Source organism: Amycolatopsis orientalis DSM 40040 = KCTC 9412, assembly GCF_000478275.1.
GTDB classification, from domain to species: domain Bacteria; phylum Actinomycetota; class Actinomycetes; order Mycobacteriales; family Pseudonocardiaceae; genus Amycolatopsis; species Amycolatopsis orientalis.
Genome location: NZ_ASJB01000028.1, coordinates 289,065 through 313,187, shown reverse-complemented (window position 1 = coordinate 313,187; position 24,123 = coordinate 289,065). Strand labels below are relative to the sequence as shown.

The 24,123-nt window shown below is 70.7% G+C and carries 20 protein-coding genes; 9 read left to right on the top strand and 11 right to left on the bottom strand.

The annotated features are described in order from the left end of the window. Positions 1-4 precede the first annotated feature (4 nt). Entirely contained in the window at positions 5-235 is a 231-nt protein-coding gene (locus L324_RS44250) for an OsmC family protein (RefSeq protein WP_235783439.1), read from the bottom strand. Between the two features lie 9 nt (positions 236-244). After that, on the bottom strand, positions 245-1,450 hold the full coding sequence (locus tag L324_RS07870; protein ID WP_152546723.1) for an MFS transporter: 1,206 nt from the start codon (positions 1,448-1,450) through the stop codon (positions 245-247). Between the two features lie 59 nt (positions 1,451-1,509). Between L324_RS07870 and L324_RS07865 the strand changes: the two genes are divergently transcribed. Both L324_RS07865 and L324_RS07860 read left to right on the top strand, forming a co-directional pair. Then, positions 1,510-2,055, top strand: coding sequence for a hypothetical protein (locus tag L324_RS07865; RefSeq protein WP_235783438.1), 546 nt, complete (start codon positions 1,510-1,512; stop codon positions 2,053-2,055). 115 nt (positions 2,056-2,170) lie between these two features. Further along, positions 2,171-3,580, top strand: coding sequence for a PepSY-associated TM helix domain-containing protein (locus L324_RS07860; protein WP_037305359.1), 1,410 nt, complete (start codon positions 2,171-2,173; stop codon positions 3,578-3,580). Here the strand turns inward: L324_RS07860 and L324_RS07855 are convergent. After that, entirely contained in the window at positions 3,570-4,481 is a 912-nt protein-coding gene (locus tag L324_RS07855) for an SDR family NAD(P)-dependent oxidoreductase (RefSeq protein ID WP_037305358.1), read from the bottom strand. The two genes, L324_RS07860 and L324_RS07855, sit on opposite strands and share 11 nt — an antisense overlap. A gap of 82 nt (positions 4,482-4,563) precedes the next feature. Here L324_RS07855 and L324_RS07850 point away from each other — a divergent pair, with 82 nt between their 5' ends. Next, on the top strand, positions 4,564-5,139 hold the full coding sequence (locus L324_RS07850; protein WP_037305357.1) for a TetR/AcrR family transcriptional regulator: 576 nt from the start codon (positions 4,564-4,566) through the stop codon (positions 5,137-5,139). A 7-nt stretch (positions 5,140-5,146) separates the two neighbouring features. Here L324_RS07850 and L324_RS07845 read toward each other — a convergent pair whose 3' ends face one another. Further along, on the bottom strand, positions 5,147-6,454 hold the full coding sequence (locus tag L324_RS07845) for an MFS transporter (protein WP_051173740.1): 1,308 nt from the start codon (positions 6,452-6,454) through the stop codon (positions 5,147-5,149). A gap of 121 nt (positions 6,455-6,575) precedes the next feature. After that, positions 6,576-7,217 (bottom strand): TetR/AcrR family transcriptional regulator, encoded by a 642-nt coding sequence (locus tag L324_RS07840; RefSeq protein WP_037305356.1) that lies wholly within the window; start codon positions 7,215-7,217, stop codon positions 6,576-6,578. Between the two features lie 126 nt (positions 7,218-7,343). Here L324_RS07840 and L324_RS07835 point away from each other — a divergent pair, with 126 nt between their 5' ends. Continuing rightward, on the top strand, positions 7,344-8,192 hold the full coding sequence (locus tag L324_RS07835) for a shikimate dehydrogenase (RefSeq protein ID WP_037305355.1): 849 nt from the start codon (positions 7,344-7,346) through the stop codon (positions 8,190-8,192). Continuing rightward, positions 8,182-9,969, top strand: a complete 1,788-nt coding sequence (locus tag L324_RS07830) for a bifunctional sugar phosphate isomerase/epimerase/4-hydroxyphenylpyruvate dioxygenase family protein (RefSeq protein WP_037305354.1) — start codon at positions 8,182-8,184, stop codon at positions 9,967-9,969. The genes L324_RS07835 and L324_RS07830 overlap by 11 nt, the downstream gene beginning before the upstream one ends. On the opposite strand, the gene L324_RS07825 is transcribed toward L324_RS07830, so the two are convergent. After that, positions 9,966-10,886, bottom strand: coding sequence for an aminoglycoside phosphotransferase family protein (locus L324_RS07825; protein ID WP_037305477.1), 921 nt, complete (start codon positions 10,884-10,886; stop codon positions 9,966-9,968). The genes L324_RS07830 and L324_RS07825 overlap by 4 nt on opposite strands. 117 nt (positions 10,887-11,003) lie before the next feature. On the opposite strand from L324_RS07825, the gene L324_RS07820 reads away from it, so the two are divergent. Beyond that, positions 11,004-12,200 carry an HNH endonuclease signature motif containing protein gene (locus L324_RS07820; RefSeq protein ID WP_051173738.1) on the top strand — a complete coding sequence of 399 codons (1,197 nt, stop codon included), beginning with the start codon at positions 11,004-11,006 and terminating at the stop codon, positions 12,198-12,200. A gap of 479 nt (positions 12,201-12,679) precedes the next feature. On the opposite strand, the gene L324_RS07815 is transcribed toward L324_RS07820, so the two are convergent. Together L324_RS07815 and L324_RS07810 are read right to left on the bottom strand one after the other, a co-directional pair. After that, positions 12,680-14,029 carry a M20/M25/M40 family metallo-hydrolase gene (locus L324_RS07815; protein WP_037305353.1) on the bottom strand — a complete coding sequence of 450 codons (1,350 nt, stop codon included), beginning with the start codon at positions 14,027-14,029 and terminating at the stop codon, positions 12,680-12,682. Beyond that, positions 14,026-15,192, bottom strand: coding sequence for an MFS transporter (locus L324_RS07810; protein ID WP_037305352.1), 1,167 nt, complete (start codon positions 15,190-15,192; stop codon positions 14,026-14,028). Before L324_RS07810 ends, L324_RS07815 begins: the two co-directional genes overlap by 4 nt. Before the next feature lie 74 nt (positions 15,193-15,266). Between L324_RS07810 and L324_RS43985 the strand changes: the two genes are divergently transcribed. After that, positions 15,267-18,155 carry a helix-turn-helix transcriptional regulator gene (locus L324_RS43985; protein ID WP_081736228.1) on the top strand — a complete coding sequence of 963 codons (2,889 nt, stop codon included), beginning with the start codon at positions 15,267-15,269 and terminating at the stop codon, positions 18,153-18,155. Here L324_RS43985 and L324_RS07800 read toward each other — a convergent pair. From L324_RS07800 to L324_RS07790, 3 genes are read right to left on the bottom strand one after another with little or no spacing between them, the layout of a single operon-like run. Next, entirely contained in the window at positions 18,128-19,303 is a 1,176-nt protein-coding gene (locus L324_RS07800) for a 4-hydroxybenzoate 3-monooxygenase (RefSeq protein WP_037305351.1), read from the bottom strand. The two genes, L324_RS43985 and L324_RS07800, sit on opposite strands and share 28 nt — an antisense overlap. Positions 19,304-19,335: 32 nt before the next feature. Continuing rightward, complete coding sequence (locus L324_RS07795; RefSeq protein ID WP_037305350.1) at positions 19,336-20,109, bottom strand: IclR family transcriptional regulator; 774 nt, start codon at positions 20,107-20,109, stop codon at positions 19,336-19,338. Positions 20,110-20,148: 39 nt separating this feature from the next. After that, a complete protein-coding gene (locus L324_RS07790; RefSeq protein ID WP_173426361.1) occupies positions 20,149-21,381 on the bottom strand; it encodes an SLC13 family permease in 1,233 nt (410 codons plus the stop codon). A 107-nt stretch (positions 21,382-21,488) separates the two neighbouring features. Here L324_RS07790 and L324_RS07785 point away from each other — a divergent pair, with 107 nt between their 5' ends. Beyond that, complete coding sequence (locus tag L324_RS07785; RefSeq protein ID WP_037305349.1) at positions 21,489-22,712, top strand: FAD-binding protein; 1,224 nt, start codon at positions 21,489-21,491, stop codon at positions 22,710-22,712. A 148-nt stretch (positions 22,713-22,860) separates the two neighbouring features. Further along, positions 22,861-24,039, top strand: coding sequence for an aminotransferase-like domain-containing protein (locus tag L324_RS07780; RefSeq protein ID WP_235783437.1), 1,179 nt, complete (start codon positions 22,861-22,863; stop codon positions 24,037-24,039). Positions 24,040-24,123 lie beyond the last annotated feature (84 nt).

Here is a 24,123-nt window from a genome sequence, read left to right as displayed (position 1 = left end):
GTCTTTACCACTCACGAGCCGGGCACCTCACGCGACCGTCGCGTCCAGCGTGACCTCGATGTTCCCCCGCGTCGTCCACCTTCACCTTCTTGACGCCCGCGACCCGGCGAACGGCGCCGACGAAGCACGACGCCCAGCCGGCGGCGAACAGTTGCCCGGGGTTCGTGCCGTCGCCGGAGCCGCCGAAGGCCTTAGGAATCCGGCGCTGACCGCGGCGACCGTCGGATGACGTCATTCCTGTACGTCACGACCGGCCGTTGACCGGTGCGGCGGGAACCCGTGTCACCCGGAAGTCACGCGACGACGGAACGAGTGCCGCGGCGGCCGGTGCGGCGAAACAGACCACCGTGCACACCGCCAGCACCGGTACCGCGCCGAACTCGCCGATCGCGGGCGCGATGAACGCCAGTCCGGCGGGGGCCAGGCCGTAGGAGAACAGGAAGTCCAAAGAGGACACCCGGGCGAGCTTCCCCGGCTCGACCTCCCGCTGGGTCGCGGTGAACCACGGGACGTTGAACAGTTCGATGCCCAGCCCCGCGACGGCGTACGCGGCGATGACGAACGCCGGGTGCACCGGCAGCAGCAGGCTCAGTGGCGCGAAGCCGTAGCAGCCGAGCCCGATCAGCGCCGCCCAGCCCTGCCGCCGCGGTCGCCAGCGCGCGATGACGACGGCGCCCACGAGCGCGCCGACCGTGTACGCGGTCAGCCCGCCGGCCAGGACGGCTTCGGTGTCGTACCGGTCGCGGCTGACCAGGGGCAGCACGACACCAGTGGCCGAGTAGCCGGTCGCGATCACGGCCGTCAGCGCGCCGAGCCCGGCCAGGAACCAGGGGTGACGGCGAGCCTCACGGAGCCCGTCGGCGAAATCGCCGACGAAGCGGCTCTTGGTGGCGGCAGGGACCGGCGTGAAGGTGCCGCGGGGCGGGATCAGCGCCGCGGCCAGCCACAGCACGGCGGTGCCGATGACGAGGACCGGGGTCGAGGCGACGACGGCGAGCAGCGCGGTGAGACCGGGCGCGACCAGCGTCGTGACCCGCACGGCCAGGGTCATCGCCGCGTTGGCCCGCTGACGCCGGTCCTCGGCGATCACTTCGGCGGTCAGGGCCTGGAACGCCGGGCGGCACGCGCCCTGGCCGATCCCGACGACGGCGGCCGCGGTGGCCATCAGCGGAACGGACCGGCCCATCCCGGCCGCGATCAGGGGAGTGGCCAGACCCGCGACGAGGCCGGCCCAGAGCACGACCTGACGGCGGGAGTGCCGGTCGGCGAGGACTCCGGCCACCGGGACGGCCACGAGGAACCCCGCCGTCCGGGTGGCCAGCACGATGCCCAGGTCGACGGCCGAGAGCGACCGTTCGAGCACCGCCAGCCCGAGGATGAACGGCAGTGCCCAGGTCGCCAGCCCGGAGGCGGTGTTGCCGGTCCAGAGCCGGGCGAACGCGTATTTCACTTCAGGTCCTCTCCCGTGAGACGCGACAGAAGGCGCGATCGCGCTCTACTCTGCCTTCCGTGCGCACACCCACCCCGACCCGAGGCCCGGTCCGGCGCCTCCGGGGCGTGGCCGTGGGGGTCCTGACCGGCGTCCTGGCGACCGGGGCCCACCTGAGCGCGGGCGGGCGCGTCCCGGATCTCGGCGTGGTCGTGCTGCTCGTCGCCCTGCTGAGCTGGGTGGCCTACGCCTTCGCGGGGCGCAGGCGCGGTCCGTTCGTCCTCTTCTGCCTGGTGGCGGGCGGACAGCTGGCGATGCACGGCTCCCTCGCGTACCTGGCCTGGGAGTCGCATTCCGAACATGCCGGTACCCCGGGTGGCGGCCTGCTCATGACGGCCGCGCACGCCGCCGCGACCCTGGTGGTGGTCACGGTGCTGGCGTGCGCCGAGCACGCGCTGTTCGCGCTGACCGCGTTGATCGCCGCGGTGCTCCCGCGCCGTCTCACGCCGCGGCCCGCGACGGCGCCGCTGCGGCTCCATGTCCCGCTCGCGGTGAAGCATCCCGCGCGTGAGGCGCTCCTGCGGGACGTGCTTTCCCGGCGCGGTCCGCCGGTGTCGTTCGCCTGAACCCCGAAACCCTGCCAGGACCCGATGTCCCGGCAGGGTTCAGCACGCGCGCCGTGACCGTTCCGGCGCGCGGCGCAGGCGCACGCCTCCCCACCGACGCCTCAGGAGTTCCCTCATGGCAACACAAACCGAGCAGGCCGCGAGCCCGCCACGCACATCCGGCTGGCGCGGGCTGTTCCTCCGGCTCCACTTCTACGCCGGCGTTCTCGTCGGGCCGTTCGTGCTCGTCGCGGCGCTGACCGGCGTCCTGTACGCAGCGACTCCCCAGATGGAGTCGTGGATCTACTCCGACCAGCTTCAGGCGCCCGTCGGCCTGAAGCAGGCCTCGCTCGCCGACCAGGTCAAGGCGGCGCAAGCGGCCAACCCCGGCGGCGAACTGGCCGCCGTCCGGCCCGGCGCCGAGCCGGGCGACACGACCCGGGTGCTGTTCAACGAAGCAGGACTCGGTGAGTCCGAACGGCGCGCGATCTTCGTCGACCCCGCCACCGCCCAGGTGCGCGGGGACCTCGTCGCGTACGGCAGCAGCGGCGCCTTGCCGTTCCGGACCGTCCTCGACCAGCTGCACCGCAACCTGCTGCTCGGCGAACCGGGACGGCTCTACAGCGAACTGGCCGCGTCCTGGCTCTGGGTGGTCGCGCTGGGCGGCCTCGTGTTATGGGTGAGCCGTCGCCGTGCCCGCCGGACCGAGAAGGCGGAGAAGGCCGCGAAAACCGAGTCCGCCCGCGGGAAGTCGGTGCGCAGGCACGGCACGATCGGTCTGTGGGTACTGCTCGGCGCGGTGTTCCTCTCCGCGACGGGGCTGACGTGGTCGGCGTACGCGGGCGAGAACGTCTCGACGCTGCGTGAATCCCTCGGCTGGGCCACCCCGGCACTGAAGGTGACGGGGAGCGGCGAGCACGCGGGGCACACCGGGCACGCTGGACACGGGGACGCTCCGGCCGCACCCGCCCCCGCCCGGCCCGAGAGCGTGGACGCGGTGCTGGCCTCGGCCCGCGCCGCCGGGATCGACGCGGCTTCCGTGGAGATCGGGCTGCCGGCCAAGCCGGGGACTCCCTGGCAGGTGACGGAGGTCGAACGGAGCTGGCCGACCCAGGTCGACGCCGTCGCGGTCGACGGGACCACCGGGCAGATCCTGGGCGAGGTCCGCTTCGCCGACTATCCGCTGATGGCGAAGCTCGCCCGCTGGGGGATCGACGCGCATATGGGAGTGCTCTTCGGCTGGGCCAACCAGCTCGCGCTGCTCCTGCTCGGCGCCGGCCTGGTCACGCTCGTCGTACTCGGCTACCGGATGTGGTGGCGGCGCAGGCCGACCCGGGCAACCGGCCTGACCTTCGGGCGGCCCATTCCCCGGGGTCAGTGGCGAAAGGCGCCGCCCGTCCTGGTGGCGGGACTCGTCCTCCTCGCCGCGGCGATCGGCTGGTTCGTGCCGCTGTTCGGCATCAGCCTGCTGGTGTTCCTGGTGGTGGACCTGCTGCTGGGCCTGCGATCCCGGGCCAAGGCGGACTCCACCGACGTCACCGTGTGACCTCGACGCCGGTGAGGCCGACGCTCGCCGCCCACAATCGGGCGGCGAGCTCGGTGTCGGCCAGCCGCCCGCGAACCGGTTCCCGCCGGGGTTCACCGCGGAGACCGAACACGCGCGGGCCGAACATCTCACCGCCGCGCACCTCCGGGTCGAGCACGGCGCGGACGGCGGGCCAGGCCCCGGCTTCCTTGCCCTGCAAGAGAAGTCCGGCGGGGAACTTCCGCCCGCCTGGCGTCTCGTGCACCGGCCTCGGCGGGGTCAGGGAGTCGAGCGCGCCGCCCGGATGGTCGACGACGCTCAGCACCGTGCTCCCGGCCGCGCGCAGCCGCCGGTCGAGTTCGAAGGCGAACAGCATCTGCGCCTGCTTCGAACGCGAGTAGGTGCGCTTGGGCTGGTAGTCCCGCTTGCTCTGGAGGTCGTCCAGGTCGAGTTCCGCGGACTTGCCGACGAAGCTGCCCGTGGTGACGACGCGGCCCGCCGTCGCCGCTTCGAGCAACGGCATCAGGTGGTGCACCAGCACGAAATGCCCGAGATGGTTGGTGGCGAACGTCAGTTCGTGTCCCTCGGCGGTCTCCCGCCTCGGCGGCTCCTCCAGGAGCACGCCCGCGTTGCAGACGACGGCGTCGAGCCGTTCGATCTCCAGAGCGTCCACAGAGGACTTGTGGGACGAGAGATCGGAGAGGTCGAGCGGCAGATGCCCGAGGGTCGCGTCGGGGACACGCGACCGGATCGACGTCATCGCGGCGTCGGCCTTGGCGGCGTTCCTGCTGCCGAGGAGCACGGTGGCCCCGGTTCCGGCGAGCTGTTCGGCGACGAAGTAGCCGATACCCGCGTTGCCGCCGGTGACGAGGAAGGTCTTGCCGTCGGCGCGAGGCGGGTGGTGGACGTCCCAGTGGGTCATGATGGCTCCCGGTCAAAAGTCGAAGTGACTTCGAATATATACCCACTTCGATTTCGAAGTGCATCCGATGTAAGGTGGCGGCATGGGACAGACCGAACCGGGCAGGCGGGAGCGCAAGAAGGCGGCGACCCGGCAGGCCCTGTCGCAGGCCGCGCGCGACCTCTTTTTGGAGCGGGGCTTCGACAACGTCACCGTCGCGGAGATCGCGGACGCCGCCGACACGGCGGTGTCGACGTTGTTCGCGCACTTCCCGGGCGGCAAGGAGGCGCTGATCCTCGGCCACGGGGCCGAACGCGAGGAGACGCTGGCCGCCGCGGTGCGAAACCGCGCCGAGGGCGTCTCGATCCTGCAGGCGCTGCGGGACTTTCTCGCGACACGCGGCCCCTTCGACCCGGATCCCGATCCGCTGTCGCGCCGGGTCGCGGACCTCGTGATCGCCACTCCGGCGCTGCGTGCCTACGCCAGGACGCTGTGGACGGGCTGCGAGGCCGCGCTCGCGAAGGTCATCGCCGAACAGGCGGGCCAAGACGACTTCTCCGTGCGGCTCCTGGCCCGCTACGTCCTGGAGATCCCGGATCTGGCCGGTACGGAACCCGATCCGTCCGCCGCGCTGGACGCCGCTTTCGCCTTCCTCCGCCGGGGCTGGCCGGGGTTCTGAGCGGCTTTCATCCGCCACGCGTCGCGGAAGCGGGCTCTTTCACCCGCCGGACGTGCGCCGCGCCGAGATCCTCCGTCGGGACGTCGTGGGTCTCGCGTGCGGTGAGCGCGGCCGTCGCGCTGAGGAGGCAGACGGCGGCGGTGAAGACGGCGACGCCGAGCCAGTCGTCCTTCCCGGAGCCGATCGCGGCCACCACACTCGGGGCGAACCCGGCGATGGCGAAGCCGATCTGGGTGCCGATCGCCATCCCCGAAAGCCGGACCTTGGCGCTGAACATCTCGCCGTAGAACGACGGCCACACCCCGTTGACGGCACTGTAGGCCACCCCGAACAGCAGGATGCCGAGTGCGAAGATCAGCGGGTACGAACCGCCCGAGATCGACCACAGGTACGGGAAGATCAGGACCGCGCAGGCGAGACAGCCCGCGACGAACACCGGTTTGCGGCCGATCCGGTCGGAAAGCCCGGCCAGCAAAGGGATCGCGAGCAGCGCGGCGACGTTGGCCAGCACGCCGACCCACAGGATCGGTCCCCGCTCCAGTCCGACGGTGTTGACCGCGTAGCTGAGCGCGTAGACGGTGAAGATCGTGCTGACGGAGGCGATCGTGGCCGCGGCGACCACGCGGAGCACGTCCTTCCAGTGTGTCCGGAAGAGCACGGCGACCGGCAGCTTGGCGACCTCGGCCCTGTTCTGTTCGAACACCGGGGTCTCGTCGATCTTGCGCCGGATCACGAAGCCGACGACCACCACGACGGCACTGCACCAGAACGGGATCCGCCAGCCCCAGGTGAGCAACTGCTCCTGCGGGAGCGCGGCGATCGGCAGGAAGACGGCGGTGGCGAGGATCTGGCCGGCCTGCGTACCGCTGAGGGTGAAGCTCGTGTAGTAACCACGCCGGTGCGGTGGCGCGTGTTCCATCGACATCGAGTTGGCGCCCGCCTGCTCGCCGGCGGCCGAAAGTCCTTGCAGCAGACGAAGAACCACCAGCAGGATCGGTGCGAGCACACCGACGGAGGCGTACGTCGGCAGGCAGCCGACGAGGAATGTCGTGGCGCCCATCAACAGCAACGTGAAGACCAGGACCTTCTTGCGGCCGAGCCGGTCGCCGACGTGCCCGAGCACGAACGCGCCGACCGGGCGGGCGAGGTATCCGACGCCGAAGGTGGCCAGCGCGAGCAGCGTGCCGGTGGCGGGGGAGGAGGCGGGGAAGAAGACCTTGTTGAACACCAGTGCGGCGGCCGTGCCGTAGATGAAGAAGTCGTAGTACTCCAGCGCGCTGCCGATCCAGGCGGCCAGTGCGGCTTTGCGGGGCATGCCTTGCGTGACAGGAGAAGGAGGGGCCACGTCGACGCTCCAAGGTGCGATCCAGCAATGTACGATCTAGTTAGTTAATACAGCGTGCGAGACGGTGCCCCGGTTGTCAAGAGCGGGTGTTTCAGGCGGTCAGGTACTCGATCACCAGGTCGCCCAGCATCAGGCGGTAGTGGGCGCGGCGCTTCGGGTCGAGCATGTCGCGGCCGAAGATCGCGGAGAAGGTGTGCCGGTTCGCGAGGCGGAACACGCAGAACGAGCTGATCACCATGTGGATGTCGAGCGCGTCGACGTCGTCGCGGAACCGGCCGGCCTCGCGCCCGCGGTCGAGGATGCGGGTGAGCACGTCGAGGGCTGGATTCGCCATGCCGGACAAGGCTTCCGAGTGTGCGATGTGCTCGCCGTGGTGGATGTTCTCGATGCTCACCAGCCGGATGAAGTCCGGATTCGCTTCGTGGTGGTCGAAGGTCAGCTCGGCCAGCCGCCGGATCGCCTCCTCGGGCTCGAGGTGGTCGACGTCCAGATCCCGCTCGAGGGCGCGGATGGTGGCGTACGCCCGTTCCAGCGCGGCGACGTAGAGCTGTTCCTTGCCGCCGAAGTAGTAGTAGATCATCCGCTTGGTGGTGCTGGTGCGGGCGGCGATCTCGTCCACTCTCGCGCCGGCGTAACCCTTGTCGGCGAACTCCCTGGTGGCCACCGCGAGGATCTCGGCGCGGGTGCGTTCCTTGTCGCGCTGGCGCTCGACCTCGGACGACGGTGCGGCCACCTGACTCCCTTCGAACCGCTGGTGGGGGCCCCACTCTAGCGCAGCCCTTCTCGTACCGGCCTGTCCGCGCTACAGTGAACTCACTAGTTCGTACATTAAATTCGGGTCGTTCCATGGAGGATCTTGGTGACCAGCTACCTCATCGGCCTGGTCGGCACCGGCATCGGGCCGTCACTGAGCCCGGCGCTGCACGAGCGGGAAGCCGACGAACTCGGGCTGCGCTATCTCTACCGGCGGCTCGACCTCGACGCGCTGGCGATGCCGATCGGGGAGGTGCTGGCCGCCGCGCGGACCGCGGGTTTCGACGGGCTCAACATCACGCATCCGGTCAAGCAGCGAGTGCTGCCGTATCTGGACGAGATCGCGCCCGAGGCCGCCGCGCTCGGCGCGGTCAACACGGTGGTGTTCCGCGAAGGGCTGGCGACCGGGCACAACACCGACATGACCGGCTTCGCCCGTAATCTCACCCAAGGCCTGCCCGACGCGGATCTGGACACGGTCGTCCTGCTGGGGGCGGGCGGCGCCGGCGCGGCCGTCGCCCATGCCCTGCTGTCCCTCGGCGCCGGACGGCTGATCGTCCACGACGTCGACTCCGTGCGCGCGGGGATCCTCGTGGCCGGACTGCGGAGGCGGTTCGGCGAGGAGCGCGCCCGCGCGGGTTCGCTGGACGACCTGAGGACAGCTGACGGTCTCGTCCACGCCACCCCCACCGGGATGGCCGCGTATCCGGGCTCGCCGGTTCCCGCCGGAGCACTGCGGCCGGGGATGTGGGTCGCCGACATCGTGTACCGGCCGCTGGAGACCGAACTGCTGAAGCTGGCGCGAGAACGGGGCTGCCGGACGCTGCACGGCGGCGGGATGGTGGTCTTCCAGGCGGCCGACTCGTTCCGCCTGTTCACCGGCGCGGAGCCGGACGCCGACCGGATGATCCGGCATTTCGAAGCGCTGGAAGGGAAACCCGCCCATGTCCGGTGACCGGATCCGGACCGCCATCGCGACGGTGTGCCTGTCCGGGACGCTCGAGGACAAACTCGCCGCGGCCGCGGCGGCCGGTTTCGACGGTGTCGAGATCTTCGAGAACGACCTGATCGCGTCACGGAGGTCGCCGTCGGAGATCCGGCGGCTCTGTGGCGATCTCGGGCTCACGATCGATCTCTACCAGCCTTTCCGTGACTTCGAAGCCGTGCCGCCGGACGTGCTGAGGTCGAACCTCCGCCGGGCGAGCAGGAAATTCGACCTCATGGCCGAACTCGGGGCGGAGACCGTCCTGGTCTGCTCGTCGGTCTCGCCCGACGCCGTCGATGACGACGAACTCGCCGCCTCGCAGCTGCGTGAGCTGGCCGAGGTGGCCGGGGAGCGCGGGATCCGGGTCGCCTACGAAGCGCTCGCGTGGGGCCGGTACGTGAACACCTACGAGCACGCCTGGCGCCTCGTCCGGCGGGCCGACCACCCGGCCCTGGGGGTGTGCCTCGACAGTTTTCACATCCTGTCGCGCCGCAGTGATCCCCGCGCGATCCGGACGATCCCGGGGGAGAAGATCTTCTTCCTGCAGCTGGCCGACGCGCCGCTCCTGAACATGGACGTCCTGCACTGGAGCAGGCATCACCGGCTCTTCCCCGGGCAGGGCGCCTTCGATCTGGCCGCGTTCACCGGCCACGTGCTGGCGGCGGGGTATGCGGGGCCACTGTCACTGGAGGTGTTCAACGACGTCTTCCGGCAGGCGGATCCGCGTCCCGCCGCCGTCGACGCCATGCGGTCACTGGTGGCGCTGCGGGAATCCGTGGGGGCACTGGAGGTTCCCGAGGCGCCACGGCTGACCGGGCACGCCTTCGCGGAACTCGCCGTGCCGGGAGCGGCACTCGCGAGTCTCGGATTCGCGCGGGTGGGGACACATCGCTCCAAGCCGGTGCAGCTCTGGCAGCAGGGTGCGGCGCGGGTGCTGGTGAGCGAGACCACAGTGGACGGTGCGATCGGCGCGCTCGGGTTGACGAGCGCCGACCCCGCCGGTTCGGCGCGGCGCGCGGAGACGTTGCTCGCGCCCGTGCTGCCGCGTGAACAGGGCCCGGACGAGGCGGCCCTTTCCGCGGTCGCCGCGCCGGACGGGACCGAGATCTTCTTCTGTGGCAACGATGATTGGCTTCGCGATTTCGTTCCCACCGGGGCTGTCCCGGCCGGAATGGGGATCACCGGCATCGACCACGTCGCCCTGACCCAGCCCTTCGATCACTTCGACGAGGCGACGCTGTTCTACCGATCGGTGCTGGGTCTGCGGCCCGAACCCGTTTCGGAGTTCGCGGCGCCGTTCGGGCTGGTGCGCAGCCGGGCGGTCGGCGAGGGGGAGGTCCGCTTGACGTTGGACAGCGCACTGGTGCGACGAGGGGAGTGGGCGCCGGGTGTTCCTTCGCCGCAGCACGTCGCTTTCGCCTGCGAGGACGCACTTGCCGTCGCACAGGCGATGCGGGAGGCCGGTGCGCCCTTGCTGGAGATCCCCGGCAACTACTACGACGATCTCGATGCCCGGTTCGATCTGCCGTTTTCCACGCGGTTGCGGGAGAACTCGGTGCTGTACGACCGTGACGAGCACGGCGAATTCCTGCACTTCCACACCGAACTGATCGGCTCCAGGGTGTTCTTCGAGGTGGTGCAACGGATCGGTGGCTATCGCGGGTACGGCGTCGTGAACACCCCTGTGTACATGACCGCGCACCGCGAGCGGCGGCTCAGCCTGGCCAGGAGTGCTCGTCCGGCTTAGCCCGCGGCGGAGTACTCGGAGAAGATCTCGCCGAGGATCCGCCTCGCGTTCAGGGCATCCTGGTCGGTGCGGCCCGAGGTCTGGGCACAGGTGACGAGGGTCTTCCAGAGCGCCCAGCCGCGGCCACGTGCCCAGGTCGCCTCGTCGGCCGGCAGCCGCTCGCGGAACGCGCGACGGCCGTCCGCTGTCAGTAGCGTCCACGCGATGGCCAGGTCGCAGGCCGGGTCGCCGACACCGCAGGTCCCGAAGTCGATGACGGCGGCCAGTTCTCCCTGCTCGAGCAACAGGTTTCCCTCGGCGACGTCACCGTGGAACCAGCGCTCCACGCCGTTCCAAGGCGCGTCCAGCGCGGTCTTCCAGATCTCGCGGGCCAGTCCGACGTCGATCTCGCGGTTCAACTTCGCCAACGCGCGCTGGGTCTGCCCGTCATAGGTGCGCACGGTGGCGCCGCGGTACCAGTTGTGCGCTCCCGGCCGAGGGCCGTCGGCGGTGTCGATGTCCTGCAAGGCGGCCAGGAACCCGGCGAGGTCGACCGCGAAGCGGACCGGGTCGGCGATACGGCCGGCGCTCGCCGGTTCGCCGTCGAGCCAGTGGTAGATCGACCAGGGGTGGGGATAGTCCGCGCCGGGCCGGCCTTGGGCCAGCGGAACGGGAATGGCGAGCGGTAACCGGGGAGCGAGCGACGGAAGCCAGCGGTGTTCTTTTTCCACCGCCAACGCGTACTCGGCCGCGCTGGGCAACCGTGCCGTCATCGTGTCACCGAGGTGGAATGTGTGGTTGTCCCAACCGCTTCGGGACACGGGACGGATCGGAAGGCCTGCCCAGTGCGGGAACTGCTCGGCGACGAGCCGTCGTACCTGTTCCGTGTCGACGGTCAGGCGCCGCGGCGGAGGGCCGAGACGAGGGGTGCTGTTCAGGGACACCAGGGCATCCTTCACCAAGGCGGCGTCCGACGCCACGGATTTGTCGGTGGTCGGTTGTAGGTTCGTCGGGTGGCTGCATCGAAGGCCGAAATCTGGGCCGTACTCAAGGAAATGACCGATCCGGATCGTTTGGAGGAGATCAATGAGGCAGTGAAGTCCATGGACGACAAGGATTCCGTCCGGATCGCCCAAGAGATGACCGCCGCACTCTCGCGTCTCGAGGCGGTGCGATACCGGGCGCTGTCACGGTTGAGCGAGTTACGTGGCGGGGTGCGGAGTGTGGTGCAGGAGGTGGCGATGGCACTGTCCCTTGTGGATGGTTTCGCCGGTTCCATGGTGGCGACGGGGGTGGCGTTGACGTCGCGTCTGCCGCGGACGTTGTCGTTGATGGACCGTGGTGAGCTGACCGGTTTCGCGGCGGGGAAGGTGGCGGAGGCGACCGCCTGGCTGTCCGATGAGGACTCTCTGGTGGCGGACGCGGCGCTGGAGGCGCGGCTGCCGAAGAAGAACAGCGAACAGGTCCGGAAAGCGGCGAGCTACGCGGCGATGAAGGCCGATCGATCCGGTGCCGAGAGGAAGGCGGCCGAACGCCGGGAAGGTCGCCGCCTGTCCGTGGCGCAGGGCGAGGCCGGAGTCGCGTCGATCGAGGTGAGGGACGGTCCGGTGGAGAAGGTCACCGCCGCCTACCAGCGGATCCACCGCGAAGCCCGCGCCCTGCGGAATCAGGGTGACGAGCGGACGATGGACCAGCTCCGCGCCGACGTCGCCCTGGACCTGCTCCTCGGTGGACAGGGTGGCGTCTCCGAGCGCACGGAAGTGTTCCTGTACATGGATCTCACCACGTATCTGGGCTTGAACCACGATCCGGTGAAAATGGCCGGGCACGGTTACATCCCGGCCGAGCTGGGCCGTCACATCGCCGCCGGGCCGAACACCGTGCTCCGGCGCATCATCACCGACCCCCTCAGCGGCCAGGTCCAGGACCTGGGCAGAACACGGTACCGCCCCGACGCGGCGACGGCCGAGTTCGTCCGGGTGCGCGATCGCGAGTGCCGAAGACCCGGCTGCACCCGGGCCGCCCACACCTGCGAACTCGACCACTCGATCCCGTGGCAGTTCCAGGGCGAAACGAATGTCGCCGATCTCGTCACCTACTGCAAACGTGACCACCGGTTGAAGGACGAACCCGGCTGGATCTATCACCTCGATGCCGACGGTGGCCTTACTGTCACCACGCCCACTGGGCAGACCCACGTCAGCACTCCGCCGCCGCTGCACGATCCGCGGCCGGAAGCTCCGCCGTTTTGAGGTCTTCGTCGGGGCTGAGGGCGTTACCGGGAATTGGCGACGGGTGCCGGGTGCCTTGGTCGTTGCCGTTGGGTAGGGAGTTGTTGCCAGAAAACGGCAATGGCGGGTGTTGTGCTGCTGGGCCGCATTTTCGACGCGGGTACGCGAGGCATCGGGGAGTGGGGTTGCCTTGGCGGTTGCCGTTGAACGGCGACGCCGAGCTGTTGGCTGTCGAGGTTTTGGTTGCCGGATAATGGCGACGAGGGGCAACGCTTGCCGGGACCGCGTTTCCGATCGGAGGTGCATCTCGTGCGTCGAGCGGTGGGCCTGTCGGGGCGTTGCCGCTGGGCGGCAACGCCAAGCTGTCGTTGACAGGTAAGGCAAAGGTGCTCAGCCCCGCTCCACCGCCTCGGGAAGAGACTTCAAAACCCTAGGACAAAAAGCCCACGTTGCCGAAGCTGTAGGCCCGGCACCAGCCGAACACAGGCCCAAGGTCCTCATCACAAGCCACGACCATCGCGCCGAACTCGGTCGCGACCAAGTTCGGACAGCAGAAGGGCCTCCGCGTGGCAGGCCCGGCCGAACTCCGCGAGATCCACGCTCTCGTCGATGCCGTGCGGGTTGGAGTCGGTGTCCGCGCCCGCGCTGGTGATCAGGATGGCGGCGGCGGGGAAAGCGGCGGCGAACTCCGCGACGAACGGGATGCTGCCCCCGCTGCCGATTTCGATCACGTCCGTGCCATAAGCCCGGCGGTAGGCGCGTCTCGCCGCCTCGTAGGCCGGGTGGGTGGTGTCGACGTGGTGGGGTTGCGCGATTTCCGAGACGGTGACCGACACCCGCGCACCCCACGGCGTATGCCTGGTCAGGTGCTCCGCGAGCGCTGTGGCGGCCTGGATCGCGTCGTCGCCAGGGGCCACCCGCAGTCCGACCTTGGCTCTGGCCACCGGGATGAGCGTGTTCGACGCGGTCGCGACAGGGGGCGCGTCGATGGCGAGGACACTCACCGCCGGTTTGGCCCACAACCGCTCGGCGAGGTCGCCCGTTCCCTGCAGTTCGACACCGTCGAGCACGCCCGCTTCGGCGCGATACCTGGGAACGGGATAGTCGTACTCGGGAACCGGGCCGGTTTCGAGGCTGGCCACGGCGACGTCGCCGTGGTCGTCGTGCAAGGTGGCGAGCAGCCTGCACAGCGTGCTGAGCGCGTCGGGTGCCGGACCGCCGAAACCGCCCGAGTGCACACCGGTCGCCAGCGTACGAAGCTCGACGACGCACGCGGCCGTACCGCGCAGTGAAGTGGTGAAGGCCGGTGTGCCGCGCTCCAGGTTCTCGGAGTCGGCGAGCACGATCAGGTCGGCGGCGAGCCGGTCGCGATGCCGGGTGAGCAGCGCGCCGAGCGTCGGCGAGGAGATCTCCTCCTCACCTTCGACGAGCACGGTGACACCTACCGGAGGATCGCCTTCGAACGCGAGCACCGCGGCGAGGTGCGCCGCGATCCCGGACTTGTCGTCGGCCGTGCCCCTGCCGAACAGCCGTCCGTCGCGCTCGACGGGTTCGAAAGGCGCGCTGCTCCACTGCGTGAGCTCACCGGCGGGCTGGACGTCGTGGTGCGCGTACAGCAGGACGGTCGGCCGTCCGGGTGGAGCCGGATACCTGACCAGTACCGCGGGACGGCCACCTGGCACGTCGTCGAGGATCTCGACTTCCGGCTCGCCCACCCCGCGGAACAACGCGGCCGTCAGTTCGGCGCTGCGCCGGACGTCCTCGGTGGGGTCCGCGCTCACCGACGGGATCCGCACCAGTTCCTCGAGTGCCGCACGCGCCGCGGGCAGCACCTCGCCGATGTCGATCACGGCTTGTCCACCCTCCGGTCGAGCATCGCCGGTACCAGCGCGGCGAGCACCACGGCGGCGGTGAACGCGAACCCCGTCCCGTAACCGAACGGCCCGGCCAGCATCCCGAAACCGACCGCGCCGATGCCGAACCCCGCGTCGTAGGCCACGTTCCACAGCGCGCTCGTCCGGCCATAGTCGGCCGCGCCGACCCGCTCCATCATCAGGGCCAGCGTCACGTTCTGAGCCGCGCCGAAGCCGGCACCGAACAGCGCCATCCCGGCGACCATCGCGACGGGGTCGTCCGCCCACAGCAGCAAGGCGGCGCCCAGGGCCGAGACGAGCACGGACGGAACGAGCAGCCGTCCGGAACCGTGCCTGTCCCCGAACCGGCCCGCGGCGAAGCGGGTGGCCGACATGGTCAGCGACTGGACGAGGAGCGCGAAGGCCGCCGTCCCGCGTGCTTCGGCCGATACGGCCAGCGGCAGAAAGGTGGCGAAAACACCTGCGCCGACCGTGATCGCGGTGAAGATCACCGTCGGCCGGGCAAGGCCACCCGCGCGGAAGGCGCCGAACACCGAGCCGGACGCGGTCACGTCACCGGATTTCGACGGCAACGCCGACACCACGGCCAGCGGCGCCAGGGCAACCGCCCCGGCGACGGCGAACACGGCGGTGAAGCCGAACCGCTCGCTGAGCCAGATTCCCGCGGGCAGTCCCACGACCGCCGGCACACCCACCACGACGCCGTAGACGGCGAGCCCTTCGCCGCGATGCCGGGCCGGGGACAGTTCGGCGGCGAGCGCGCTTCCGACGACCACCACGATCCCGAGGCCCGCCCCGCGCACCAGGCTCACCGCCAGCACCAGCGCGGTGTCCGGGGTGGCGATCAACGCGAGGGCGGGCACACCGAGGAGCAGCAGACCGAGCGCGAGCACCCTCCGGTAGCCGAGCCGCCCCAGCAGCCGCGGCACCGCGAGTTCCGTCACCACCGTGGACAGCATCATCGCGCCGGTGACGAGCCCGGCGCCGAACCCGCCGCCTCCCGAATCGGCCGTGTACAGCGGGACAACCGACACCAGCAGGTAGAACCCGCTCAGCGCACCGAAGGCGGCGACCAGCAGCGTGACGAGCTCTCTGCTCGTCTTCGGTGACAACGTGGTGAAAAGGGGCTTGCCGATCATGGGCCCCAGCCTGCGGCGCGCGCGGACGGTCCGGCATCGGGCAAGTGCCCTATTCGGATCCTTAGACTCGGCCCGTGGCAGTCGTGGAACGAGATCGGGAGCTCGCCGGGCTGCGCGCCGCTTTCGACGAGACCCGGGCAGGCGCGCCGGTCACCGTGCTGGTCGCCGGGGACGCGGGCGTGGGGAAGTCGGCACTGGTGGGGGAGTTCGCGGCCACCCTCGACGACGGCGCGCGGGTACTGGCCGGTGAGTGCCTCGACTTCGGTGGAAGCGGCCTCCCGTTCGCGCCGTTCACCTCGCTGTTGCGTGACCTGGTCGGTGAACTGGGCGTCACCGGAGTCCTCCGACGGCTTCCCGGCGGGGTGGCCGGTGAGACCGGGCGGTTGCTGCCCGTGCTGGGGCCGCCGCCCGCCGGGGACACGGAACAGGCCAAGGCGCGACTGTTCGAGCAGCTGCTGTTCATGATGCAGGTCCTGGCCGAGGAACGGCCCACGGTGCTCCTGATCGAGGACATCCACTGGGCGGACCGGTCGACCAGGGAACTGCTCCTGTTCCTCGTCGGGAACCAGAGGGCGATACCCGCCCTGCTCATCGTCCTCACCTGCCGGACCGGCCTCGACCGGGCACACGCGGCGAGGCTGGTGCCGTCGGAGCTGGCCAGGATCGGCTGGGTCCGCAGGTGCGACCTCTCCCCGCTGTCCAGACGAGGGGTGACGGCCCAGCTGCGGGAGTTGCTCGGGCACGAGCCGGACGTCGATCTCAGCGACGACGTCTTCGCGCGCAGTGAAGGCAATCCGCTGTTCGTCGAGGCGCTGATGAGCTGTCGTGGCCAGCGCGGTCCCGTGGTACCGCAGACGATTCGTGACCTGTTGACCGCCCCGCTGACCCTCTTGCCCGCGCCGAGCCAGGAGGTCGTGCGCGCGGCTTCGGTCTGCACTGTCCGCATCGGACACGAGTTGCTCGCGACGGTCGCCGGACTCGACGAGACAGAGCTGACGGCCGCGTTGCGTCCCGCCATCGCGGCGAACCTGCTCGTCGCCGACGACGAGGGCTACCGGTTCCGGCACGCGTTGACCCGCGAGGTCGTCCAGGACGACCTGGTGGCCGTGGAACGCGCCCGGCTGCATGTGCGCTACGCCGAAGCCATCGAACGCGCTCCGTCGCTCGCGCCGCCGGGACGAGCCGGTGCGCAGCTGGCGGGTCATTGGGGCGCGGTCGCCGGCAAACATCCCGCTCGGGCGCTGATCGCGGCATGGCACGCCGCCGAGGCGGCCGGCCGGTCACTGGCGTACGCCGAGCAGCTGCACCTGCTCACCGAGGTTCTGCGGCTGTGGCGGCACGTGCCCACCGCGGAAGAGCACGTCGGCGCCGGACACGACGCGGTGGTCGGCGCGGCGGCGGACGCGGCCGCGGCGGCGGGCGACGTGACCCGCGCGCTCGCTCTCGTCGAGTCCCTGCTGGCCGGGACCGACGCCGTGACCGAGCCGGGCCGGGCGGGACGATTGCTGATGCGCCGGGGCGAGCTGCGGCACGCCCTCGGACGGCCGGGCGGAATCGAGGACCTGCGCGCCGCGACCACGCTGATCCCGGAAACGGATCCGGCGTCGCCGACGGCACTGGTGGCCCTTTCCTATCGGCTGCTGACGGTGCCGCGAGAGGAGGAGGGGCGGCTGGTCGCCGAGGCGGCGATCACGGCCGCCCGGCGCTTCGGCGATGTCCGCGCCGAGGTGATGGCCACGGCCGACCTGGCCTACTCCCGCGCCAGGGCGGGCGATCTCGACGCCCAGTTGCCGAAGCTGGCACAGGCCGCCGCGACCGCGCGGCACCTCGCCGACGACGCCGCGCTGCTGCACGTGTTGCGCCGCGAAGCCGATGTACTGCAAGGCGAGGGCCGGTACGCGGCGGCGGCCTCGGTGGCCCGGACCGGACTCGCCGTCTGCGCGGCCGCCGGTCTGGTGCGCACGGCGGGGCCGGTCCATGCGGCGAACCTCGCCGAATCGCTGATCGCGGCCGGAGACTGGGACGAGGCGGCCGAAACGATCGAGCACGCGCTCGGCCACCCTCCGATTCCCGGCCTGGACGCCTACCTGACCGTGCTGCACGGCACGATCCTGCTGGCCAGAGGGGATCTCGCGGGAGCGCGAACGGCCTGCGCGTACGCCCGTGAGGTGTTCGCCGACGGCTACCCCGACAACCAGGACCTGCTGCCCCTCGCCCGGCTGGAAATCGACCTCGAACTGGCCGGACGCCGACACGCCGAAGCCGCCGAGCTGGTGGCGGAAGCGTTGAGCCTGCCGGAGGTCGAGGCGAGCCCGCGGTACCTGTGGCCGGTCCTCGTGTCGGGGGCCCGGCTGGCCGGGCTTCGCCCCCGCTTGCGGTCGCTGGCCGAGACGGTCCCGGCGAGCGGTCCGGTACAACAGGCGCATCGGCTCACCTTCGCCGCGACCATCGAACCCGCGCAGGCCACCTGGGACCGCGCCGTGACCGCCTGGGCGGAGCTGGGCGAGCCCTATCCTCAGGCACGGGCCCTGCTGGAGGCGGCGTCGGTCGCGGGCGAGGCCGGTGCCCACGCCGACGCGGTCACCCGCCTCCGGGACGCCGCCTCGCTCGCCGACCGGCTCGGCGCCGTCCCGTTGCGCGCCGAGATCGACCGGCTGGCCAAGGTACTTCGCGTCTCACCGGCCGAATCCGGCGATCCCACGCCCGACCGGCACAGCCTCACCGGACGCGAAATCGAGGTGCTGCGGCTGCTCGCCGAAGGGCGGACCAACCGCCAGATCGCCGCGGAGCTCTACATCTCCGCGAAAACCGTCAGCACCCACGTATCGAACATCCTGTCCAAATTGGACGTTTCGGGCCGCGTCCAGGCCGCGACGACCGCGCACCGGCTCGGTCTGCTGCCCGCCGGCGGCACTCGGAATCCGGGCCAGGCGAATCAGAAGCCGATGGGCAGCCCCGCGTAGTTCTCCGCCAGTCCCGCCCGGCCGGCCTGGCTGCGCGCGAGCCAGCGCAGTTGCGAGAGCTGCAGCTGCCGGTCGAACGGATCGCCCGACTGGTGCAGCATCGTCGTCATCCACCAGGAGAAGTGCGTACACCGCCAGACCCGGCGCAACGCGGTGTCGGAGTAGGCGTCGGCGAGCGCGGAGTCCTTGTCCCGCACCAAAGCCGCGAGGGCGGGGGCGAGGAGGGCGACGTCGGCGACGGCGAGGTTGAGGCCCTTGGCGCCGGTCGGCGGCACGATATGGGCGGCGTCGCCCGCCAGGAACAGGCGGCCGTGGCGCATGGGCTGCTGGACGAAACTGCGCATCGGCAGCACGCTCTTGTCGGTGATCGGCCCGGGCGCGAGCGTCCAGCCGTCCTGGCCGTGGCCGAGCCGGGTCGCGAGCGCCTCCCAGATCCGCTCGTCGGACCACGTGCCGACGTCGGTGCCGTTGGGCACCTGCAGATACAGCCTGCTGACGGTGGCCGAGCGCATCGAATGCATGGCGAAACCGTCGGGATGCCAGGCGTAGATGAGTTCATCGGTAGAAGGAGCGACGTCGGCGAGGACACCGAGCCACGAGTACGGGTACGTGCGTTCCCAGGTTTGCTTCGCGGCGTCGGGGATCGCGGTGCGGCAGGGGCCGAAGGAGCCGTCGCAGCCGACGACGACATCGGCGTCGAGCCTTTCCGGGGTGCCGTCCCGGCCGGTGAAGGTGACGTAGGGCCGGTCGGTCTCGAGGTCGTGCACGGCGGTGTCGCTGACCTCGTAGTGAATCTGCTGCCCGGCCGCCTCACGCGCTCTGCCGAGATCCTTGGTCACCTCGGTCTGCCCGTACACCGTGACGGTGCGCCCGACCAGGTCCACGAAGTCGAGGTGGTGCCGTTCCTCCGGCCACTGCAGGTAGATGCCGCGATGCTCGTCGCCTTCGCGATCGAGCCGCCCGGCGAGCCCGGCCTCGCGGAGGAGGTCCACTGTGGACTGTTCGAGGATGCCGGCCCGGATCCGCGCCTCGACGTACTCGCGCGAGCGGGTCTCCACGATCACCGACTCGACCCCCGCCAGATCGAGCAGATGCGACAGGAGCAGTCCGGCGGGGCCGGCGCCGACGATGGCGACTGGGGTGCGCATGACCGGAGTCTGGTCCCGCGGCGGGCGAACTCCTAGCGTGCGCTTTCACTCAGTGAAATCGGCAGGCTCCGGCCGATCCCGGCGGCCGCCACCTGGAGCGCGGAGACCAGGCGCGCGCGGCCACGGCTCAGATCCGGGACGACCAGGCCGAGTGCCGCGACGACGTCGCCCGCGGCGGAGGCCCGGATCGGGACGGCGACCGAGCAGGCGCCCCGGCTCATCTCCTCGACGGTCTGCGCGAAGCCCTCCCGGCGGACGCGCCGCAACTGGTCACGCAGCCGCCCGGGCTGGGTGATCGTGTACGGCGTGACGCGGGTCAAGGAGCCGAGTACCTGGCGCTGGACCTCCTCGGGTGCCCAGGCCAGCAGCACCTTCCCGACGCCGGTGGCGTGCAGCGGCAACCGCCCGCCGATCCGGCTGATCACCGGCACCGACGCGTTCCCGGAAAGCCGGTCGAGGTAGAGCACCTGGCCGCCGTCCCGTTCCGCGAGGTGCACGGTGGCGCCGGTCGCGCCGTAGAGGTCCTGCAGGAACGGCGCCGCGACCTGGCGGAGTTCGAACTGGACGGGGGCGAGCAGGCCGAGGTCCCAGAGCCGCCTTCCGACGGCGTAGCGATCTTCGCGCCGTTCCAGCGCTCCCAAGCCGACGAGTTCGCGGGCGAGGCGGTGCGCCGTGGGCAGCGGCAGGGAGGCGCGGCTCGCGAGTTCGGTCAGCGACAGTTCGCGGTGGTCGACGTCGAAGGCGCCGAGCAGCGCGAACACCCGTGACGTGACGCTCGCCCCCGGCGTCGAGAGGTTCCCGGCCATCCGGTCATTCTCTCACTGAGTGGAAGGACGGCGGTGGGCTCAGGGGAGGACGGCCAGGCCGAGCCACAGCCCGGCGACGGCGAGCACGATGGACGCCGGCACGGTGAGCAGCCCGAGCTTGGTGAACTCCTTCAGATCGGGCCGGGTGTCGTGCCGGTGCAGGATCCGCCGCCACAACAGCGTGGCCAGGGAACCGACGTAGGTGAGGTTCGGCCCGAGGTTGACCCCGATCAGCACGGCCAGCACCACCGGCGTCCCGCCCGCCGTGGCGAGCGGCAGCAGGACGAGCACCGCGGGCAGGTTGTTGATCAGGTTGGCGAGCACGGCCGCCACCGCGGCGGCGCCGAGCAGGGCGAGGAACGAGCTGGACGTCGGCACCAGATGGCTGAGCGCCCCGGCCAGCCCGTTGTCGACCACGGCGCGGACCACGATCGCCAGCGCGAGCACGAACGCGAGGAAGGGGATGTTCGCCGAGCGCGCGATCGCGACCGGGGAGGTCCGCCGCTGGGCGAGGGCGCGGCAGGCCAGGACGGCGGCACCGGCGAACGCGGCCCACGCGGGACTGAGGTCCAGCAGGGACGTGATCACGAATCCGGCCAGCGTCAGGCCGAGGACCACCAGGACGAACGCCGGGACCTTCGCGGCCGGAGCCTCTTTCGCGCCCCGCGGCCGCGCGGCCAGGTCGGCGGCGAAGAACCGGCGGAACACCAGATATTCGGTGAGCACCGCCGCGAGCCAGGGCAAGGTCATCAGCGCGGTGAACCGGAGGAACGAGATCCCGGTCGCGGCGACGGCGAGCAGGTTGGTGAGATTGGACACCGGGAGCAGCAACGAGGCCGAGTTCGCCAGATGCGTGCAGGCGTAGGCGTGCGGTTTGGCCCGCGCGCCCATTTTCGCGGCGGTGGCGAACACGACCGGGGTCAACAGCACGACGGTGGCGTCCAGGCTGAGCACCACGGTGACCGCCGCGGCGACCGCGAACACCGCGGCCAGCAGCCGCCGGGGCCGTCCCCGGCTCACCCGGGCCATGAGCGAACCGGCCGCCTTGAACAAGCCTTCGTCGTCGCACAACCGGGCCAATACGAGGACCGCGGCGAGGAATCCGACGACCGGGCCGAGCCTGGCCACCTCGTCGACGGCGTCGGCGAACGGGATCGCGCCTGCCGCCAGCACCAGCACGGCGGCGGGGATGGCGGCGACCGCCTCCGGCAGGCCACGGGGCCGGATCACCGCGAAGACCAAGACCACCAGCAAGAGCACGATGGACAGCAGCTCGCCGGGAATGCCTGTCAGGGTGCACCCTCCTCCGTGTGAAACGAACTCGGGCAATCTAGCTTGGGTAGGCTGAGCGGCCGGACACCGCAAGGGAAAGAGGCCGGGTGCGCGACACGAACTGGGCGGGAAATCAGATCTTCACCGCGGAACGGATCTTTCGCCCGCGCACGGTCGAACAGGTACAGGAGGCCGTCGCCGGAGCGGCCGCGGTCAAGGCGCTCGGCAGCGGGCACTGCTTCAACGACATCGCCGACTGCCCGGGCGGTCTTCACCTCGACCTCTCCGGACTCGACGCGGAGACCGTCGTCGACGCGGAGTCCGCGACGGTCACGGTTCCGGCGGCGGCGCGCTACGGCGACGTCGCCGTCCAGGTGCACGCCGCCGGGTTCGCGCTGGCCAACCTCGCCTCGCTGCCCCATTGCACGGTGGCGGGCACCGTCGCGACGGCGACCCACGGATCCGGACGGCGCAACCAGAGCCTCGCCTCGGCCGTGTCCGGTTTGGACCTGGTCACCGCCGACGGCGAGGTGAGGACATACTCCCGTCACGACGGCGTGGTCGTCGGTCTCGGCGCGCTGGGCGTGGTGACGCGGCTGACCCTCGACCTGGTACCCGCCTTCGAGCTTCGGCAGGACGTCTTCGACGGCTTGCCCTGGGACGCGGCGTACGAGCACTTCGAGGAGATCCACGACTCGGGCTACAGCGTCAGCATGTTCACGAACTGGGCCCGCGACACGATCGACCAGGTCTGGGTCAAGGGACCGGGACGGCCGGGCGCGGACCTCTTCGGCGCGAAGGCCGCCGACGGGCCGCGGCATCCGGCGCACGCGGCGGGGATCCCGGCGGACAACTGCACGCGGCAGCTCGGGGTGCCGGGGCCGTGGCACGAACGGATCCCGCATTTCCGCCTGGACTTCACGCCCAGCGTCGGCGACGAACTGCAGACCGAGTACTTCGTCCCCGTCCGGCACGCCGTCGCCGCGATGGAGGCGATGCGCGGCCTCGGCGACCGGCTCGCGCCCGTACTGCTCACCTCCGAGATCCGCACGGTCGCGGGGGACGAGCTGTGGCTGAGCCCGTTCCACGGCGGTGACCGGGTGGCGCTGCACTTCACCTGGCAGCCGGATCAGGACGCGGTCCGCGCGCTGCTTCCGGTGATGGAGGAACGCCTGGCGCCGTTCGGGGTCCGGCCGCACTGGGGCAAGCTCTTCGACCAGCCCGCGGACTATCCGAAGCTGGCCGATTTCCGCGCGCTGGCCGACGAACTGGACCCGGACGGCAAGTTCCGGAGCCCGTTCGTGCGACGGAACGTCTTCGGTGAGCGCTAGACCGATCCCGGGCTGATATCCTGGCCGTAGTTGCTTGCTCGTACGGGCGGATCCCCGGTAGCTGCACTGTGCTGATCACCTGGCCTGCGGACCGAAACGTGGTCCGAGTCGTCGATTCCCTGGATCCGTGTTCTCCCGAGGAGCGGCCATGTCCCTTCCCCTCGCCCGTCGTATGGACGGCGTCACCAGTTCCCCCGTGCGAGACCTGCTCGCGCTCACCGCCCGTCCCGGCGTGATCTCCTTCGCCGGCGGGATCCCCGCGCCCGAACTGTTCGATGTGGACGGTCTCCGCGCCGCGTTCGACCGGGCGCTCGACGGCGAGTCCGCCCGCCGCGCGCTGCAGTATTCGCCGACGGAGGGCAATCCGCGCCTGCGTGGACTGCTCGCCGACCGGCTGGCCGGGCGCGGGCTGCCGACCACTGTGGACGATCTGCTGATCACCACCGGTTCGCAGCAGGGACTTCAGCTGCTGAGTACCGCGTTGCTCGATCCCGGTGCCACCGTGCTGGTGGAAGAACCGGTCTATCTGTCCGCGTTGCAGTGCTTCCAGCTCGCCGAAGCCCGGATCGTGCCCGTTCCCGGCGACGCGGAGGGGATCGATCCGGCCGCGCTGGACGAGATCGCGGCCAGGGAACGGCCTTCGCTGCTGTATCTCGTCCCGACCTTCTCGAATCCGTCCGGCCGCACGACCAGCCCGGGACGGCGCCGCGCGCTCGCGGAAGTGATCGCACGCCACGGGTTCTGGCTCGTCGAGGACGATCCGTATCACGAACTGCGGTATCGCGGCGAGCGCGAGGAACCGATCTCCGCCCGTCCGGAACTCGCCGAGCGGGCCATCTACCTCGGCAGCTTCTCGAAGGTGATCGCCCCGGGGATGCGACTGGGATGGCTCCGGGCACCGCGGGAACTCCTGCGCCGGGTCACGATCCTCAAGCAGGCGAGCGATCTGCACACCTCGACCGTCGACCAGGCGGCCGCCGCCGAATATCTGGCCGCGGCGGATCTCGACGCGCACGTGCGGAGATTGTGCGAGACCTACCGCCTGCGCCGGGACGCGATGCTGGCCGAACTGCCCGCGATCACCCCGCCCGGCACCACGTGGACCGATCCCGACGGCGGGATGTTCGTCTGGGTCACGCTGCCCGAAGGGATGGACACCGACCTGCTGCTGCCCGAGGCGTTGCGCCACGACGTCGCCTTCGTGCCCGGCTCGGCGTTCCTGGTGGGGGAGCCGGACCGCTCGGCGTTGCGGCTCTCGTTCGCCGCGCACGGGCCGGAGACGATCGCGGAAGGACTGCGGAGACTGGCGAAGGCGCTCGTGCCCTAGTCGCTCCGACGGTTCTATTGAGGGGTAAGGCAAACGGGGCGTGATCGACTCGATGCCGTGAAGGTCCCCTTGCCTACCCTCAAG